15 protein-coding genes are annotated in these 16,839 nt (G+C 71.4%); 8 read left to right on the top strand and 7 right to left on the bottom strand.

The window, feature by feature from the left end; genetic code table 11:
• Positions 1-89: 89 nt before the first annotated feature.
• The gene (locus tag LO762_RS14460; protein WP_230615218.1) at positions 90-416 is read right to left on the bottom strand and encodes a hypothetical protein; all 327 of its coding nucleotides are present in this window, start codon (positions 414-416) and stop codon (positions 90-92) included.
• A gap of 212 nt (positions 417-628) precedes the next feature.
• Here LO762_RS14460 and LO762_RS14455 point away from each other — a divergent pair, with 212 nt between their 5' ends.
• Positions 629-1,960: a helix-turn-helix domain-containing protein gene (locus LO762_RS14455; RefSeq protein WP_230615216.1), complete on the top strand. Its 1,332-nt coding sequence runs from the start codon at positions 629-631 to the stop codon at positions 1,958-1,960.
• Here LO762_RS14455 and LO762_RS14450 read toward each other — a convergent pair.
• The gene (locus LO762_RS14450) at positions 1,915-2,466 is read right to left on the bottom strand and encodes a GNAT family N-acetyltransferase (protein WP_230615214.1); all 552 of its coding nucleotides are present in this window, start codon (positions 2,464-2,466) and stop codon (positions 1,915-1,917) included. The genes LO762_RS14455 and LO762_RS14450 overlap by 46 nt on opposite strands.
• 170 nt (positions 2,467-2,636) lie before the next feature.
• Between LO762_RS14450 and LO762_RS14445 the strand changes: the two genes are divergently transcribed.
• From LO762_RS14445 to LO762_RS14435, 3 genes are all read left to right on the top strand, one after another.
• Positions 2,637-3,410 (top strand): SDR family oxidoreductase, encoded by a 774-nt coding sequence (locus LO762_RS14445; protein WP_230615212.1) that lies wholly within the window; start codon positions 2,637-2,639, stop codon positions 3,408-3,410.
• Positions 3,411-3,417: 7 nt separating this feature from the next.
• A complete protein-coding gene (locus LO762_RS14440; RefSeq protein ID WP_230615211.1) occupies positions 3,418-4,182 on the top strand; it encodes a crotonase/enoyl-CoA hydratase family protein in 765 nt (254 codons plus the stop codon).
• A gap of 253 nt (positions 4,183-4,435) precedes the next feature.
• A complete protein-coding gene (locus tag LO762_RS14435) occupies positions 4,436-5,275 on the top strand; it encodes a S1C family serine protease (protein ID WP_230615209.1) in 840 nt (279 codons plus the stop codon).
• Between the two features lie 156 nt (positions 5,276-5,431).
• On the opposite strand, the gene LO762_RS14430 is transcribed toward LO762_RS14435, so the two are convergent.
• On the bottom strand, positions 5,432-6,235 hold the full coding sequence (locus tag LO762_RS14430) for an oxygenase MpaB family protein (protein WP_230615207.1): 804 nt from the start codon (positions 6,233-6,235) through the stop codon (positions 5,432-5,434).
• Positions 6,236-6,327: 92 nt separating this feature from the next.
• Here LO762_RS14430 and arfB point away from each other — a divergent pair, with 92 nt between their 5' ends.
• Positions 6,328-6,756 carry an alternative ribosome rescue aminoacyl-tRNA hydrolase ArfB gene (gene arfB / locus LO762_RS14425; RefSeq protein WP_230615205.1) on the top strand — a complete coding sequence of 143 codons (429 nt, stop codon included), beginning with the start codon at positions 6,328-6,330 and terminating at the stop codon, positions 6,754-6,756.
• A gap of 4 nt (positions 6,757-6,760) precedes the next feature.
• Here the strand turns inward: arfB and LO762_RS14420 are convergent, their stop codons facing one another.
• The gene (locus tag LO762_RS14420; RefSeq protein ID WP_230615203.1) at positions 6,761-7,744 is read right to left on the bottom strand and encodes a hypothetical protein; all 984 of its coding nucleotides are present in this window, start codon (positions 7,742-7,744) and stop codon (positions 6,761-6,763) included.
• Positions 7,745-7,951: 207 nt separating this feature from the next.
• On the opposite strand from LO762_RS14420, the gene LO762_RS14415 reads away from it, so the two are divergent.
• The 3 genes from LO762_RS14415 (at position 7,952) to LO762_RS14405 (ending at position 13,994) form a co-directional block, all read left to right on the top strand.
• Complete coding sequence (locus LO762_RS14415; RefSeq protein ID WP_230615201.1) at positions 7,952-8,473, top strand: gamma carbonic anhydrase family protein; 522 nt, start codon at positions 7,952-7,954, stop codon at positions 8,471-8,473.
• Between the two features lie 17 nt (positions 8,474-8,490).
• Positions 8,491-13,692, top strand: coding sequence for a hypothetical protein (locus tag LO762_RS14410; protein WP_230615199.1), 5,202 nt, complete (start codon positions 8,491-8,493; stop codon positions 13,690-13,692).
• A gap of 107 nt (positions 13,693-13,799) precedes the next feature.
• A complete protein-coding gene (locus tag LO762_RS14405) occupies positions 13,800-13,994 on the top strand; it encodes a hypothetical protein (protein ID WP_230615197.1) in 195 nt (64 codons plus the stop codon).
• 56 nt (positions 13,995-14,050) lie between these two features.
• On the opposite strand, the gene LO762_RS14400 is transcribed toward LO762_RS14405, so the two are convergent.
• From LO762_RS14400 to pstB, 3 genes are all read right to left on the bottom strand, one after another.
• The gene (locus tag LO762_RS14400; RefSeq protein WP_230615195.1) at positions 14,051-15,202 is read right to left on the bottom strand and encodes an inorganic phosphate transporter; all 1,152 of its coding nucleotides are present in this window, start codon (positions 15,200-15,202) and stop codon (positions 14,051-14,053) included.
• A complete protein-coding gene (locus LO762_RS14395; RefSeq protein WP_230615193.1) occupies positions 15,199-15,816 on the bottom strand; it encodes a DUF47 domain-containing protein in 618 nt (205 codons plus the stop codon). Before LO762_RS14395 ends, LO762_RS14400 begins: the two co-directional genes overlap by 4 nt.
• A 234-nt stretch (positions 15,817-16,050) precedes the next feature.
• The gene (gene pstB / locus LO762_RS14390) at positions 16,051-16,827 is read right to left on the bottom strand and encodes a phosphate ABC transporter ATP-binding protein PstB (RefSeq protein ID WP_230615191.1); all 777 of its coding nucleotides are present in this window, start codon (positions 16,825-16,827) and stop codon (positions 16,051-16,053) included.
• Positions 16,828-16,839: the final 12 nt, after the last annotated feature.

Raw genomic sequence — 16,839 nt, 5'->3', positions numbered from 1 at the left:
TCATCGGCCCGCCCTCACCCAGGCGACCAGGCCCGCCACCAGGGCCACCCACAGGGCGGACGCGATGATCGCGGCCACGATGAGGTCCGTCATGGCGCGTCCACCGTTTCGACGGACGGGCCGGTGGCGCCGCAGCACGGCCGACGGTCGCGCAGGTGGAGGCGGGCCGCCTCGACGGTGCACAGGTAGCCCTCGGCAACGTGCCGGTCGGTCAGGGCCTCGGCCTCCAGCTGCGCCAGCAGCTCGGGACGGGTGTTCTCGATCAGCGTGCGGGACATGCCCGCGCGCGACTGCCGCGCCGTCAACGGCTCGTGCGTCGCCGCCCAGGAACCGCCCTGCCCCCGCCACAGACGCCACTCAGGGAACCGGCCCTGCAACGCCGCCAACTCGACGGCCTCCTGCTCCGCGTACGCCATCGCGCTCTCCTGATGTTGTTGGTGATTCGGCGAAAGGGCGCGCATTGGCGAGCATTTCGGGTGTTCTCGGGGCTCGCGCCGGCATCCTTCGAAGCCGATCCGATGATGTCCAGTTGACAGGTCGCGGATTGTGCGCGACTAGTCGACAATCTGAGACGGGAGGCGACAGTCAGAACGTGTCGTGGAATGTCGTTGAGGCACGAGGGGCCATCATGGACATCGACAATCCGTATTTCGGACGGATCAAAACCGAGCGGAAGAAGCGCGGGTGGGACGTCGCGCGGATGGCGTCGGAACTGCGCAAGGCTTCGGACGAGCCCAAAAAGCTCCCCGCCGCGCTGAGTGTCCAGCGGAACATCGAGCGCTGGGAATCCGGACGGGTCAAGAGGATCAGTGAGCGGTACCGGCTCCTGTACGCGGCGGTGTTCGACATCCCCGAGACCGAACTGTTCCCGTCACCTCCGCCCCGACAAACCCGACGAACACCCGCCTCCATCGCCGACGATGAAGACATGGAACGTAGAAAGCTGCTGGGATCGCTCGTCGCCCTGGGCGCGGTGTCGAATCCGGCCTTCGACGCGCTCAGTGACATACAGGGCAGCATCGAACGGGCTCTCGGCGCCGACACCGCCGCGCATCTCGACGACTGGGAAGAGGCCCTCGCCGAGTATGAGTACACATACCTGATCACGCCTCGCGCCCAGATCATCCCCGAACTCGCCACCGACCTCATCACGGTCCGGTCCCTCATGGGGCGTGAAAGGCCCGACACCCCGCTCTACCGGTCATGGTGCCGGGTCGTGGCCGGACTCTCCCTGCTGCTCGCCAAAGCCCTCAGCAGCCAGCAGCGGCCACGGGAAGCGCGGACCTGGTGGACGACGGCGCAGCAGGCCGCGGGCACGTCGGGTGACGTGAACCTGTCGCTGTGGATCAGCGGCGAGAGCCTCATCCACGGGCTGTACGAACGCCGACCCGCCCCGATCCTGCTTCGCCGCGCGAACGACGCCGTCGGCCGAGCGGGTGACGTCCCGCATCCGGGACTCGCGACCGTGCTCGCCGCCCGTGCCCAGGTCCTGGCCATCGACGGCCGCGCCGACGAAGCCGACGGCACGCTCCGGGATGTGGCCTCGCTGGTCTCTCGACTCCCGGCGTCGATCACGAGCGACCGACGATCCCTCGCGGGTTTCGGGGAAGGGAACGTCCGTTACACCGAGGCTTTTGTGCACGCCCATCTGGGCGACTCCGGACGGGTCTCCACCGCCGTGGACCGCGCCCTCGACCTCATGCCGTCCGACCACCTCGGATACCGGACGCGGCTCGAACTGCTCCGCGGCTTCGGCATGGTCCGTGCCCATGACACGACCGAGGGCGTCCGGCACGCGCAGCGCGCGATCGAGGCCAACCCCAGCGCGCGGACCGCACTCATGGCCGCGACGATCGCCGAGGACGTCCTCGACGCGGTGCCTTCCGGTGACCGCCACTCGCCACTCGTCGGGGGTTACCGGGAGTTGCTCGCTGACGGTGGGTCGAGTGTGGTCACGTAGAGGTCGAACTCTGGGTGGGTGGTTCTGGCGCTGCCGGGGACGCGGCCTACGTTCTGCCAGCCCCAGCGTTCGTACATCTCCTGGATGTGGCGTTTGTTCGGGTCGGTGGCCAGGGTGGCGCGGTTCTCGCGGCGGCTGCCCAGGAGTTCGTCCACCAGGTGTTTGCCCAGGCCCTGGCGGCGTTCGGCGGGGTGGACGGCCAGGTCGATCAGGGCGAACGTGCGGGTGCCGGTCTCGGCCGTCCATTCCGGTGGGCGGGGTGGGGTGAGTTCGTGCCACCACCTGGTGCGGGGTGGGAGGGGCAGGCCGTAGGCGAAGCCGATGAGGTGGACGTCGCGGCGGGCGGTGACGGTGGCGAATCCGGGCGCGGTGGCCTGGTTCGTCGTCCGGGCGGTGTGGTCTTCGAGGGAGTTGCCGGGGAACGCCAGCAGGTAGAGGGGCTGGATCTCGTCGAGCAGGGCCAGGGTCGCGGGGCCGTCGAGGTGCGAGAACTCCACTTCGCTCATAGGCCCGTGCTACCACGGCCGTAAGGCTCGGCCAACCCTCAAGGGGTTCGGGTGGCGGGTTGGGGTGGGTCTGGTCTGGGGGAGTAAGTGGGGGGTGGCTATTGTTCGGAGCTGACCGGTCGGTAACATTGGCCGAACCATATTCGGTTTCCTTAGGTAAGGTGCTCTTCATGGAACTGAACGGAGTATCCGCCGTCGTCTCCGGTGGCGCGAGCGGCCTTGGTGAGGCGGTCGTGCGCGACCTCGCCGCGCAGGGCGCGACGGTCGTCATCGCGGACCTGAACGAGGTCAAGGGCAAGGCGCTGGCTGACGAGGTCGGCGGTGTCTTCGTGAAGACCGACGTCACCGACGAGACCCAGGTGCAGGCCGCCGTCCAGGCCGCCGTGGACACCGGCGCGCCGCTGCGCGTCGTCGTCAACAGCGCCGGCATCGGCTGGGCGACCAGGACCGTCGGCAAGGGCAACGTCCCGCACCCGCTCGACTCGTTCGAGAAGGTCGTCCAGATCAACCTGATCGGCACCTTCAACCTGCTGCGCCTCGGCGCCGCTGCGATCGGCGCCACCGAGCCCGCTGACGCCGACGGCCTGCGCGGCGTCGTCATCAACACCGCTTCCGTCGCCGCCCTTGAGGGCCAGACGGGTCAGCTCGCCTACTCCGCGTCCAAGGGCGCCATCGTGGCGATGACTCTGCCTGCAGCCCGTGACCTGTCCGCCATCGGCGTGCGCGTCAACACGATCTGCCCCGGCATCATCGACACCCCGATCTACGGCGAGGGCGAGGCCGCCGAGGCGTTCAAGGCCAAGCTGGCCGCGCCGGTGCCGTTCCCCAAGCGGATGGGCAAGGCGTCGGAGTTCGCGCACCTCACCCGCGCCCTCATCGAGAACGACTACATGAACGGCGAGACCGTCCGTTTCGACGGCGGCATCCGCTTCCAGCCGAAGTAGGTCAACCATGAGCGACGCAGTTCTCACTGAAGAAGACGGTGGCGTTCTCGTCATCACGATCAACCGTCCCGAGGCCAAGAACGCGATCAACGCGGCGGTGGCGCAGGGCGTCGCGGCGGCGCTCGACGAGCTCGACAGCCGCAAGGACCTCGCCGTGGGGATCATCACCGGGGCGGGCGGCACCTTCTGCTCCGGGATGGACCTCAAGGGCTTCCTCAAGGGCGAGATGCCGTTCACGCCCGAGCGCGGCTTCGCGGGCATCGTGCAGAAGCCCCCGGCGACCCCGCTGATCGCGGCCGTCGAGGGGTACGCGCTGGCGGGCGGCTGCGAGATCGCGCTGTCCACCGACATGATCGTCGCCTCGTCGGCGGCGAAGTTCGGCCTGCCCGAGCCGAAGCGCGGCCTGGTCGCCGCGGCGGGCGGCCTGATGCGGCTGCCGAAGCGGATCCCGTTCCACATCGCCATGGAGATCGCCCTCACCGGCGACTTCTACGGCACGGAGCAGCTCGCCGCCTACGGCCTGATCAACCGGGTCGCCGAGCCGGGCAAGGCGCTGGAGACGGCCAAGGAGCTCGCCGCCAAGATCGCCGAGAACGCGCCGCTCGCCCTCGCCGCCACCAAGAAGATCGTCGTGGAGTCGGCCGAGTGGTCGGCCGAGGAGATGTGGGACAAGCAGAACCTCATCTCCGGCCCCGTCTTCGGCTCCAAGGACGCCATGGAGGGCCCCGCGGCCTTCGCCGAGAAGCGCAAGCCCAACTGGACGGGCGAGTAGCCTCACCGGCCGTCTGAGGGCCCCGGAAGGCCGCGTCCGCCAACGTGCGGGCGCGGCCTTCCTGTTCGGCGGGTCACTCCCGGTGTGTGCATGGTTTCGGACGGGGATCGGCGTGGGGGTGGTCTGTGGGTTGCCGGAATTCTTTACCTTTGCCCAGGTCTGGTTAAGGAGCGTCTCAGGCTTTCCCCGCATAGTGTTTGAAGTCAGACGGCGAGCAGTCGGCTGACCAGGGAAGACACGCCGGGGGGACACCGTGATCGAGGAGCCGCAGCAGGCGCGGGCCCACTACCGGTTGCGTCCCGCCCGGCCCTGCCGCCCGGGGCCCGCGGGGGTGAGCGCCGCCGCGGTGCGCGGCGCCGTCGGGCTCGGGCTCGCCGCGTCCCTCGCGCTCGGCGGGGGAGTGGTCGGCGCGGTCAGCGCCCTCTCGCTCTCCCGGAGCCCGGCCGTCGTGGCGGTCGCCGACGGGGTGTCACTCCGCACCTCGATCTCCAAGATTGCCTTCGAGGTACAGCCCTCCGTCGTCTCCCTTACGACGGACTCGCCCGACGCGCAGGCGACGGGTTCAGGGGTCGTGCTCCGCAAGGACGGGCTGATCGTCACCAACGACCACGTCGTCGCCGGGGCCGAGGAGATCACCGTGCGGTTCAGCGACGGCAGGACCGCGCCCGCCCGGCTCGTCGGCAGCAGCCCCGAACACGACATCGCGGTCATCAGGGCTTCGGGCGCGGGCCAGGTGAGGCCCGCCGTGTTCGGCGACGGCTCCCGCCTGCGCGTCGGCGACACCGTCATCGCCATAGGCAGCCCCCTCGGCCTCGACGGGTCCGTGACGGCGGGCATCGTCAGCGCGCTGGGCAGGGCCGTCCAGGAGACGAACGGGACGACCCTCCAGAACGCCATCCAGACCGACGCCGCCATCAACCCCGGCAACTCCGGCGGCGCCCTCGTGGACGGCAAGGGCCGCCTCGTCGGGCTCAACACCGCCGTCGCGACCGAGGGAGGCGTCGGCATCGGCTTCGCCATCCCCGTGGACACCGTGAAGACCGTCACCGAACGCCTCATCAAGGGTGCGTCACCCGCGTCAGCCGGTAGCTGACGCGCACGGACCGCGACGGGAGAGGGGGCCACTGGGGGGTGAAGTCCCCGATCCCGTCGCGCCGGCCAGGGCCGGGCCCGCACCGCCATTCCCCGTCAGGCGGTACGCGGGCCCGGCTCTTTCCCTCTGTCCGGGCGCGGGACAGAGCTTGTGGCGTCAGGCGGGACGCGCTGGGCGCCGGGCCAGACGACGGCGCAGGGACGTCAGGAAGTAGTCGCGCGGCGCGGTACGGACGGCCATAGGCAACCGCGGGTAGACGATCCGCAGAAGGTTGACCAGTGCGAGGAACCGCCGCTGCCGGGCCGGAGACCAGTCCCAGCCGTACTGGACGCGCAGGGGCTCCGGCATCAGCCCGGCGGTGAGCAGCCGGACGGCGGCGAGCACGGGTTCCCGATGCCAGGGCGCCACCGGGTGGAGTACCTGATAGGCGACGCTCCGGGACGCGTCCGTCAGGCGGAACTCCGCTATCCGCTCCCGGTAGTAGACGGCGAACTCTCCGACGTCCTTGGGTTGGAGTTCGGCGGGCGCGCCGAGGATCTGCGCGTAGATCCGGGTCTGCTGGTAGAACTCCTCCAGTTCGGCGTCGCTGAGCCGGCCGAAGAGCGCCTGGTGGAAGCGCGCGGCGACGTCGAAGAGGGTGGCCCCCACCCATACCTGGAGTTCGGGGTCCTGCGCGTCGTAGCCTGGGCCGTTCACCTTGTCGTGCATCCGCCCGACGTAGGAGCTCAGCAGTTCGGCCTCCGCGCGGGTGCCGAAGTGGACGGCCGTCAGCCACTCCATCGTGTGGATGAGGCGGCGTAGCGGCGCGTCGAAGGTGTAGGTGTGGTCGTTGACGCCCTGTGCGACGCCGGGGTGCGAGGTCTGGAGGATCGAAGCGGCCCCACCGCCGAGGATGAGGACGCCCTCACGGGTGATCCGCCGGATGGCGTCGCCGTCGTGGAACAGTCCGGGTGCGCTCATGCGAGGCAGTGTAAGTAAGTACTTGCATACAGCGCCAGGGGTCCCGCGAAATTGGCTCGCCACCCACCCGCCGCGTTCCCGATAATGGGGACATGAGCGCGAGCGGACCCCTGGAAGTCAACGCCTCGGTGGTGATCCCCGAGGCGGAGCTTTCCTGGCGGTTCTCCCGCTCCTCCGGGCCCGGCGGCCAGCACGTCAACACCTCCGCGACGGCAGCCGAACTCACCTTCGACATCGCCGCCTCACCGTCACTCCCGCCCGCCCTACGCGACCGCGCCCTACGCCGCCTCGCCGGGCGCCTCGCGCACGGCACCGTCACCATCAGGGCCGAAGAGCACCGCTCCCAACTGCGCAACCGCGAGGCCGCCCGCGAACGCCTCGCCGAACTCCTGCGCACCGCCACCGCGCCCCCGCCCCGGCCCCGCAAACCCACCAGGACGCCCCGCGGCGTCATCGAGCGCAGGCTGGAGAACAAGAAGCGCCGCGCGGCCCTCAAAGAGAGCCGGCGGCGCGACTGGTGATCGGCTAGCGGCCGAGCTCGCCACCCGGAAGCGACGGGCCCGCGAGCGGCGCCGGACGCGGCTCGTCCTCATCCTTGAACAGCGACGGCGACGGCGCCACCAGCGGCCCCGACGTGGACGACACCGAACCCGCCGACACGGCAGGACCCGAAGCCGTCGAACCCAGCGGCTTCACCGGCTCCTCCGGCACCGGGCCGGACGCCGGAACCGCGGGCAGCGGCGCGGTCTGCGTCGGCCGCGGCTCGGCGACCGGCGCGGGCGGCGCCTGCCGCGCGTGCTTGCGCACCGGCTTGTGCACCGCGTCCTCGACCATCTTCTCCAGCGGACCCGCCTCGTTCTCCGCCCGCAGCAGCGCGCTCAACGTGTGGCTGATCTCGGTGAGCCGCTGCAACGCCTGCGAGTGGTTCTTCGTGACGTGGTTCAGCCGGTCCGTCGCGTCCTCGTTGATGACCGTGGCGCGCCGCTCGGCCTGCGTCAGGGTGCGCTCAGCCTCCAGACGCGCCCCGGTGACGGTCTGCTCGGCCTCGTGCTTGGCCGCCGTCAGCACCTTCTCCGACTCGTTCTTCGCCGCGTTCAGCACCTGCGCCGCCTTGTCCTGCGCGGCCGCGACGTCCCGCTCGGCCTGGCCGCGGGCGTCGTCGATGATGCGCTTGGACTCCTTGTCGGCGCCGTCACGGATCTGCTTGCCCGTGTCCTCGGCCTGCGCGACCTTCTCCTTGGCCTCGTCCTCGGCCAGGTTGATGATCTGCCGGAGACGGTCGCTCAGGTCGTCGCCCGTGGGCTTACGCGCCTCGCGTACCTCGGCCATCTCCCTACGGGTGCGCTCGACGTCGTCGAGAGCACGCTGGAGGCGGGCCTCCAGGTCCCGGATCTGGTTCTGGTACCGGGTGATCATCTCGTCGACCTGACGGCGGTTGTAGCCCCGCATCACGATCTCGAACTGCTCGTCCCGGAGAAGATTGGGGAGGATCTCTGCTTCGTTGCTCATGGTGCCTCAGGCGGTCGGCCCCGTGACCGGGGATCTGCTGGTGTTCGGTTCGGTTGGGGCCGGGGTGACCCCTGATACTGGCTTCAGTACAGGCTTCGGTCCGACTCTGGTCCGGTCTGACCTGTTCGCGCAACCGAAACGCCGGTACTCGCGTGAATTGCGGGTCGCCGTCAGAGTCCGCACCCCGAACCAGACACAATACGGCTCATGACGTATCTGGGCGCACTGGGCGCGAACGAGCCGGACATCCACCCCACCGCCTGGATCGCACCGGGCGCCGTCGTCGTCGGGAAAGTCACCCTCGGCAAGGACGCCAACGTCTGGTACGGGACAGTCCTGCGCGGCGACAGCGAAGTCGTCGTGGTCGGTGAAGGCGTGAACATCCAGGACCTGAGCTGCCTCCACTCCGACCCCGGCTCCCCCGCGATCCTCGAAGACCGCGTCTCCCTCGGACACAAGGCGATGGTGCACGGCGCCTACGTGGAGACGGGCTCCCTCATCGGCATCGGCGCGATCGTCCTCAACGGCGCCCGGATCGGTGCAGGCACGCTCGTCGCAGCGGGAGCGTTGGTCACGCCGGGCAAGAAGTTCCCCGGCGGCGTGCTCGTCGCCGGATCGCCCGCGCGTGTCGTCCGCGAACTGAACGACGGTGACCGGCTCGTCCTGGAACACACCTCGACGCACTACATCGACAACGCCCGCCGCCATCGCGAGGTCGACTGGAAGTAATCAATTAGCATGGCCGCGTGGCATGGGGACCGGGAAACCAGCGGCGTGACGCCGGCGCGGCAGATCCGTTCAAGGCGGCCGAGCGGGCCGTCAAGGATCTCGTGCGCGCCAACTGGTGGCCCGCCGCCCGGCCCGGCCAGCGCGAACACGCCGTCGGCGGGCAGATCCTCGAACTGCCCGACGGCACCCAGTGGCTGTTCGGCGCGTGGCGGCGCTGGTACCGCAAGCACCCCGGCGACACCCAGTGGTACCTGTGCCCGCCGCCTTACGCCGCGCACGTCCGGGCCGCCGCCAAGAACGCACAGCCCGCCGCCGCGCTGCCCCCGCACGTCGTGCCACTCGGCCCCGACTTCGCCGTCACGGCGCCCACCGCGCTGCCCTTCTTCGGCGCCGACCTCTCCCGGCTGACGGCCAAGGTCCGCGCCACCCTCGAATCGGCGGCCGCCCTCAACGCGCAGGACTACCCACGGCCCGAGAACCCCGCCCGCTGGCTCGCCGACTTCGCCCCGGCCGTGCCCAGCACCGTCGCGGCCTGCTGGGGGACGGTGCTGTGGTGTGCGTCCGCGCCGGTCTTCGACGCGCAGGAGGACGCCGCGCTCCTCGGCCTGTGGGACCCGTACCGGGCCACGCCGCTACCGCGCATCGAGGGGCCACGTTGGCTTACGCCGCCGACCCTTGAGGAACTCGCCTCCCTGTACGTCGAGCGGCTGCGGGCGCACCGGGTGGAGGCCGCCGTCGTCGTCCTGCGGACGATGTGGGCGACGGCGTCCGCGCTGCGCGAGGAGCCGCGCTTCGCCGCACGCGCCGACGCGCTGCTGGCCATCCTCAACGCGACGCTCGCCGACCCGCAGGTCGACTACGGGGCGCTGCCGCACGGCGACGCCGCCGTCGCGCAGCTGTGGATCACCCGCTGCCCGCCGCACCTCAGCCCCGCGCTGCGCTCGGAGAGCTCACCCGGCGACGGCTTCCGGCACGCCTTCTACGACCTCGCCAAGACCCTCGTGCGCGCCGCCGGGGAGCCGAACGACCCGGCGTTCGTCGAACCCCGGCTCATCGCCGCCGCCGTGCTCGCCGCCGACCTCTCGATCATCCGAGGCGACGTCGTCAACGAGGTGACGCGCTGGCTCGACCCCGAACTCCGCTTCACCGTCCAGGCCATGACAACGCAGGCGGGCCACCCACTCCGGCGCCGCTTCTGGCCCGAATCCGGCCGCCTCCCCGACCAGCTCCGCGAGGGCACCGCCCACAACCGCGAACAGTTCCTCGCCACCCTCTACGCCCTCGACCTGGCCTGGTGCCGCCTGGGCGGCGGCATCCCCGCCCGCCCCCGAGGCTTCCCCGTCCCCATCGCCGTCCTCACCGAACTCATCGGCCCCACCCGAGCCACCGCCACCCAACCCGCCGCCCCCGCCCAACCCGCCGCTTTCACCCCCGGCCAGCCCGGCGACCCGGCCCAACCGGGCTTCGCCGCCCAGTTCGGCGCCGCCGGGGTTCCGGGCCAGCCCGGCGACCCGGGCCAGGCAGGTGCCCAGTTCGGCTCCCCCGGCCAGCCCGGCGGCCAGTTCGGCGACCCGGCCCATGCGGGCGCGGCTTTCGGCGCGCCCGGAGCCCTCGGCCAGCCGGGCGACGCGGCCCATGCGGGCTTCGGCGCCCAGCCGGGCGCCCAGTTCGGCGCGCCCGGAGTTCCGGGCCAGCCCGGCGGGCAGTTCGGTCCCCCCGGCGTCCAGGCAGGGGACCCGGCCCAGGCGGGCGCCTTCGGCGCGCAGGCAGGCGGCCAGTTCGGCGACGCGGGCCAGCCGGGTTTCGGCGCCCAGCCGGGCGCGCAGTTCGGCGCCGGGGTTCCGGGCCAGCCGGGCGGGCAGTTCGGCGCGCCCGGAGTCTCCGGTCAGCCGGGCGGGCAGTTCGGTCCCCCTGGTGCCCAGGGGGACCCGGCGCAGGCGGGTGCTTTTGGCGCGCCCGGAGGGTCTGGGCAGCCGGGTGACGCGGGGCAGGGCGGGTTTGGTGCCCAGGCGGGCGCCCAGTTCGGGGCGGCAGGGGTTCCGGGTCAGCCGGGTGGGCAGTTCGGTCCCCCCGGTGCCCAGGGAGATGCGGGTCAGGCGGGCGCTTTTGGCGCGCAGGGGGGCGGCCAGTTCGGCGTGCCCGGAGGGCCCGGGCAGCCGGGAGACGTGGGCCAGGCGGGTGCGCAGTTCGGCGCGGCCGGGGCTTCCGGGCAGCCCGGTGGGCAGTTCGGCGCGGGTGGGGTGCAGGGTGGGGACCCGGCGCAGGCGGGGGCTCAGTTCGGGGTGGGTGGGGTTCCGGAGCAAGGGGGGGTGCGGCGGCCCGGGGTGCAGCGGGGGCCGACGGCGGACGAGCTCGCGCAGCAGGCGGGCAAGGCGTTCGAGCGGGCCTGGGGGAAGGCCAGGAGGTTCGGCGGGAAGCTGCTGGGCGGGGGTGAGGCCGCCGACGCGCAGCCGGACGCCTACACGACCGGGCCGGTCGGGTTCGACCGTCCCGGCGGGCCGAGCCAGCCGCCCGTGCCGAGCCCGCGCGCCGCCGGCCGGGGCACGCCCGTGCCGTCCGACGGCACCCGCGTCATGTCCGAGACGATGGTCGGCGACATCCTCGACTTCGCGCCCGTCCCGTCCCGTCCGGTCCGCGACATCGCGCCGCCCCCCGAGGGCCGTCCCGAGGCCGCCACCGTCACCCGTCGAGGCGTCACCTTCGTCTACGACCCGAGCGACGACGCCGCCGCCTTCCTCGACGCCCTCCCGGCCCCCACCTTCGCCGCCGACTCCACCCAGGTCTACCGAGCCCCCACCCCCGACGCCCCCCTCACCATGCTCGACCAGAACCTGGCAGCCCTCCTCCCCGACCCCTCCACCCCCCAGACCGACCCGGCCGAACCCCCACGCACCATGGTCGCGCCCCCCGGCGCCTTCGGCCTCGACGCCGCCCAGCCGGGCACCGGCGGCCCCGGCCAGCAGGGCGTGGGCGGACCGTCGCAGGGCGCCCAGGGCCCCGGCCCGGCAGGCTCCGGAGAGCCGCCGCGCACCATGGTCGCGCCGCCTGGCGCCTTCGGCTTGGACGCCGCCCAGCCGGGCACCGGCGGCCCCGCCGCGCTGCCGCCCCAGGGCGGTCCGGGAGGCTCCGTGCAGGGCGCGCAGGGTTCCGGGCCCGCAGGCTCCGGAGAGCCGCCGCGCACGATGGTCGCGCCGCCCGGCGCGTTCGGCTTGGACGCGCCGCAGCCGGGCACCGGCGGCCCCGGCCAGCAGGGCGTGGGCGGACCGTCGCAGGGCGCCCAGGGTTCCGGGCCGGGAGGCTCGGGGGAGCCGCCGCGCACGATGGTCGCGCCGCCTGGCGCGTTCGGCCTTGACGCGGCGCAGGGTGAGGGGGAAGGGCCTACGGCGCCTGACGGGAGGTTCGATCCGCAGGCGACGATGCTTGACGGGGCTGCGGGGGCGGGGTTTGATCCGCAGGCCACGATGTTTGATGGGGCTGCGGGGGCTGGGCGGGCTCGTGGGGACGTTGACGCTCAGGCGACGATGTTTGACGGCGGGGCCGCTGCGGCTCGTGGAGGGGTCGACGGGCAGGCGACGGTGTTCGACTCGGCGGCGGGCGGTGCGGGGGAGCCGCGGGGCGGGTTCGATCCGCACGCGACGATGATGGATCCGGCGGGTGGGGATCGGCGGGTTTCCGGGCCGGAGGCGGCGCGGGGCGGGGCGTTCGATCCGCAGGCGACGATGATGGACTCCGGGGCGGCTCGGGCCACGGTGTTCGACGGAGCGGGGGCCGGGGCCACGCGCGTGGAGCCGGTCTACAGCGGGCCGGTGGCGGTTTCGGTGTTGCTGGTGGGGACGCCGCACACCGGGCAGCGCAGGTTCGCGCGGATGATCTCCGGCGCGGTGTCCGACGGGGCGCTGACCGTGCACGACGCGGAGGACCTCAGGGGGCTAGCGCTGGAGCGGTTGGCGACGCTGTTCGATCCCGTCGGGTCGGCGGTGCTGCTGGAGCGGCTGGACGTCGCGCTGCTGGACGCCAACGACCCGCGTGTGTTCCTGAGGACGTTGAAGACCGTCCGCGCGCGGGCCAGGACGCCCCTCGTCGCCACCTGCGACCCGCGTTCCTACCGTCGCATTTCCGAGGAACACCCGGAGATCGCCCAGGTGTTCCGCGTCTACCGGCTGCCGGAGCTGCGCGACATCGAGGAGCGCACGACGCTGCTGCGCGTCCTGGCCGACGAGCGCCGCGCGTCCCTCGACACCATCGCGTGGGACGCCGTCCGCGAGGACCTACAGCGCCTCAGGGGCCCCGGCGACCTCACCGCCGCCAGACTTGTCGAGACGTACCTGGAACGGGCCTACAACCACGCTGTGGGCCGCGGAGGGGGCGCCCAGGAGCGGCTCGTGCTCCAGGCGGTGGACTTCGCGGGCGTCGCCGAGTCGATCGAGCCCGCGCTCCGGCCCAGCGGCGACGTCGACGGCTACCTCGACCTCCTCACCGACCTGATCGGCCTCACCGAGGTCAAGGCCGAGGTGGAGCGCCTGGCCCGCGAGGCGGACCACCCCGTCAACATCATCTGCGAGGGCCCGCCCGGCACCGGCAAGGCGACGGTCGCGGGCATCATCGCGGGCATCTTCGGCGTGCTGGGCGTCCTCCCGTCCGGCCATCTGATCCAGTGCCGCCCGGAGCACATCCTGGGCCGCGACGCGCTGGAGACGGAGCTGCGCACGGCGGGGATCGTCCGGCAGGCCGAGGGCGGCGTGCTGCTCGTGCAGAAGGCGGACGGGCTCACCCCGGAGGCCGTCGCGGAGCTGTTCCGGGGCCAGCGCGAGCACCCGTACATGCTGATCCTCGCCGCGACCGACATCGACCCGTTCGCTACGGCGAATCCCGACATCGCCGCGACGTTCGACCGGCTCGACTTCATCGCGCCGACCGACCGCGAGCTCGTCCAACTGTTCGTGAAGCTCGCCGAGAAGAAGCTGTACATGGTGGACGAGGAGCTCCGTCTGGAACTTCTCACCCGTATCACCCGGTTCCGCGACAACAAGGACTTCGCGTTCGGCCGCACCGTGCACCAGTGGTTCAACGAGACGGTCGCCCGGCAGGCCAGGCGGATCGCCGGCGTCGTCGGCGCCGACGCGCTCACGTCGGCCCGCCTCACCGTCCGCGACCTGCCGGAGTCCGGCCTGGAGCGGATGCTCGGCGACCTCCAGCAGAACCGCCGCGACGACGCCTAGCCGCGCGGGGTGGTGTCGCGAATAGCCCCCGGCTAGCCCTCATGGGTCATGGGCGGGCGCGGCACCGCCGCGTACCCTGGGGGACCAAGCGGGGCCATGGAGCGGAGGTGGGGACGGTGCGCCTGTCCGAACTCGACCGGCGGCTGCACGACGACGTCGCGCTCGGCGAGATCGAGCTGGTCTCTGAGCTGTTGAGCGCTGTCGCCGTGGCCGACCGGCGGCTCACCGAGGCCGAGATCGACATCGTGCTGGGCGTCGCCGCCGAGCCGTGCTCGATGGGCCCGGCGGCGGACGCTTTCTGACGCCCGGCCGAGCCCGCACTCGGGGAAGGTGCGGGCTCGGTGACGGGCGAAGGGACTCAGACGCCGAAGAGGCTGAGCCCCCAGAAGACGACGGCCGCCATGAGGCCGGCCGCGGGCAGCGTGAGGACCCACGCCATGAGGATGTTGCCCGCGACGCCCCACCGCACCGCCGACAGCCGCTTGGTGGCGCCCACGCCCATGATCGCCGAGGAGATCACGTGGGTGGTGGAGATGGGCGCGTGGAAGCCCATCGCCGCGATGTAGAGGATGGACGAGGCCGTCGCCTCGGCCGCGAACCCCTTGGGCGGGTCGAGTTCGATGACCCTGCGGCCGAGCGTCCGCATGATCCGCCACCCGCCCGCGTAGGTGCCGAGCGACAGGACGGCGGCGCTGACGAGGATGACCCACAGCGGCACGTGGCTGGCGTCGGTCTGGTAGCCGGTGGCGACGAGCGCGAGCACGATGACGCCCATGGTCTTCTGCGCGTCCTGGAGGCCGTGCCCGAACGCCATCGCGGCGGCCGACAGGGACTGCGCGATCCGGAACCCGCGGCTGACCTTGGCCGGCTTGGCCCGCCGGAACACCCACATGATGAGGACCATGAACAGGTAGCCGAGCCCGAACCCGGCCAGCGGCGAGATGATCATCGGGATGACGACCTTCTCGACGACCTTGTCCCAGCCGATGGCCGTCGCCGCGGCGAGTCCCGCGCCGACGAGCCCGCCGATCAGCGCGTGCGACGACGACGACGGCAGCCCGAACCACCACGTGACGAGGTTCCAGATGATGGCCCCAGCGAGCGCCGCGAAGACGACGCCGAGCCCGCTCAGCCCGGACAGGTCGGGGAGGATGTCGGCGATCGTCTTGGCGACCCCGACGCCGACGAACGAGCCGAGCAGGTTCATGATCGCGGCCATCAGCAGTGCCGCCCTCGGTGTCAGTGCCCGGGTGGACACCGAGGTGGCGATGGCGTTGGCCGCGTCGTGGAAGCCGTTGGTGTAGTTGAACCCGAGGGCGACCGCGACGACGGCGACGAGGCTGATCGTCTCGACGGACGGCCCGAGCCGGAAGACGGCGAAGACACCGATGACGACGGTGAGGACACCGCCGATCACCGACACCCAGGTGGTGCGGGCCTGTTTGGTGCTGGCCCCCGTGGAGTGCTCCGGGGGAGCCTCCTTGGTCAGCGACGGACCCTGCGTCGTCATGATTCCTTGACCGCGATGGTCTCGATGGTGTTGGCGACGTGCTCGAACGCGTCGGTGGCGTCCTCCAGCCTGTCGATGACCTGCTGCAGCTTCATGACCTCGAGCGGCTCGTACTCGCCGCTGAACAGGCGGGCGAGGAGGCGGCGGTGGATCTGGTCGCCCTGGTTCTCCAGCCGGTTGATCTCGATCCAGTACTCGTTGAGTTCCCGCATCGCCTTGAGCCGGGGCATCGCCTCGGCGGTCAGCTCGGCGGCGCGCTCCAGGACCTCGACCTGCCGCAGCACGTCGCTGGGCAGCTTGTCGATCTTGTAGAGGACGACGAGGTCCGCTGCCTCCTCCATGTAGTCCATCACGTCGTCGAGCTGCGAGGCCAGGTCGTAGATGTCCTCGCGGTCGAACGGGGTGATGAAGCTTTCGTTGAGCCTGTGCAAGATCGCGTGGGTGCATTCGTCGCCCGCGTGCTCGCAGGCGCGCATCTTCTCCGCGATGGCCTCCCGGTCAGCGCCGTCGCTGATGAGTTCCACGAGAAGGCGGGCCCCGGTCACGATGTTGTTCGCCGAGTCGGCGAACAGGTCGTAGAAGCCGTCTTCACGAGGTGTGAGACGCAAGCGCACGTTCTTCTCCTAGTGCGGGAACTGTCCGCACGTGATCGTAGGCGGAGTTCACCGGTATGACGAACTTTCACCCTAGATTTCCTTGCAGTCCACCGCCGTCATCCTGTGATGGTTACCAATGATCGTTCCCCCGCACACCCCGCGACACGCCCCGCGCGCCCGGACACGGCGAAGGCCCACCCCGTCGCGCGGTGTGGGCCTTCTCACCCCCGGTTCCGACCCCGGGGGTCCGGGTCAGCCGAAGCGTCCGGTGATGTAGTCCTCGGTCGCCTTCTCCGTCGGGTTGGTGAAGATCTTCGAGGTCTCGTCCAGCTCGATGAGCTTGCCGGGCTTGCCCGTGCCCGCGATGTTGAAGAACGCGGTGCGGTCCGAGACACGCGCCGCCTGCTGCATGTTGTGCGTCACGATGACGATCGTGTACTGCGACTTCAGCTGCGCGATGAGGTCCTCGATCGCGAGGGTCGAGATCGGGTCGAGCGCCGAGCACGGCTCGTCCATCAGCAGGACCTGCGGCTGCACCGCGATGGCGCGGGCGATGCACAGGCGCTGCTGCTGCCCGCCGGAAAGGCCCGCGCCCGGCTTCGGCAGCCGGTCCTTGACCTCGTTCCACAGGTTGGCGCCCTTGAGTGACGTCTCGACGATCCCGTCGAGCTCGCTCTTGCCCTTGACGCCGTTCAGCTTGAGGCCCGCCGCGACGTTGTCGTAGATCGACATGGTCGGGAACGGGTTCGGCCGCTGGAACACCATGCCGACGACCCGCCGGACCGCGACCGGGTCCACCTTGTCGCCGTACAGGTCCTGGTCGTCGAGCATGACCTTGCCGTCGACGCGGGCGCCCGGGATCACCTCGTGCATCCGGTTGAGGGTGCGCAGGAAGGTGGACTTGCCGCAGCCGGACGGCCCGATGAAGGCGGTCACCGAGCGCGGCTCGATGGTCATCGAGACGTCCTCGACGGCGAGGAAGCCACCGTAGTAGGCGTTGAGGCCGGAGACCTCGATCCGCTTGGCCATGATTAGCGTGCT

The organism is Actinocorallia sp. API 0066 (assembly GCF_020991275.1).
Classification (GTDB): Bacteria; Actinomycetota; Actinomycetes; order Streptosporangiales; family Streptosporangiaceae; genus Actinocorallia.
This window is presented reverse-complemented; position numbering and strand designations above follow the sequence as displayed.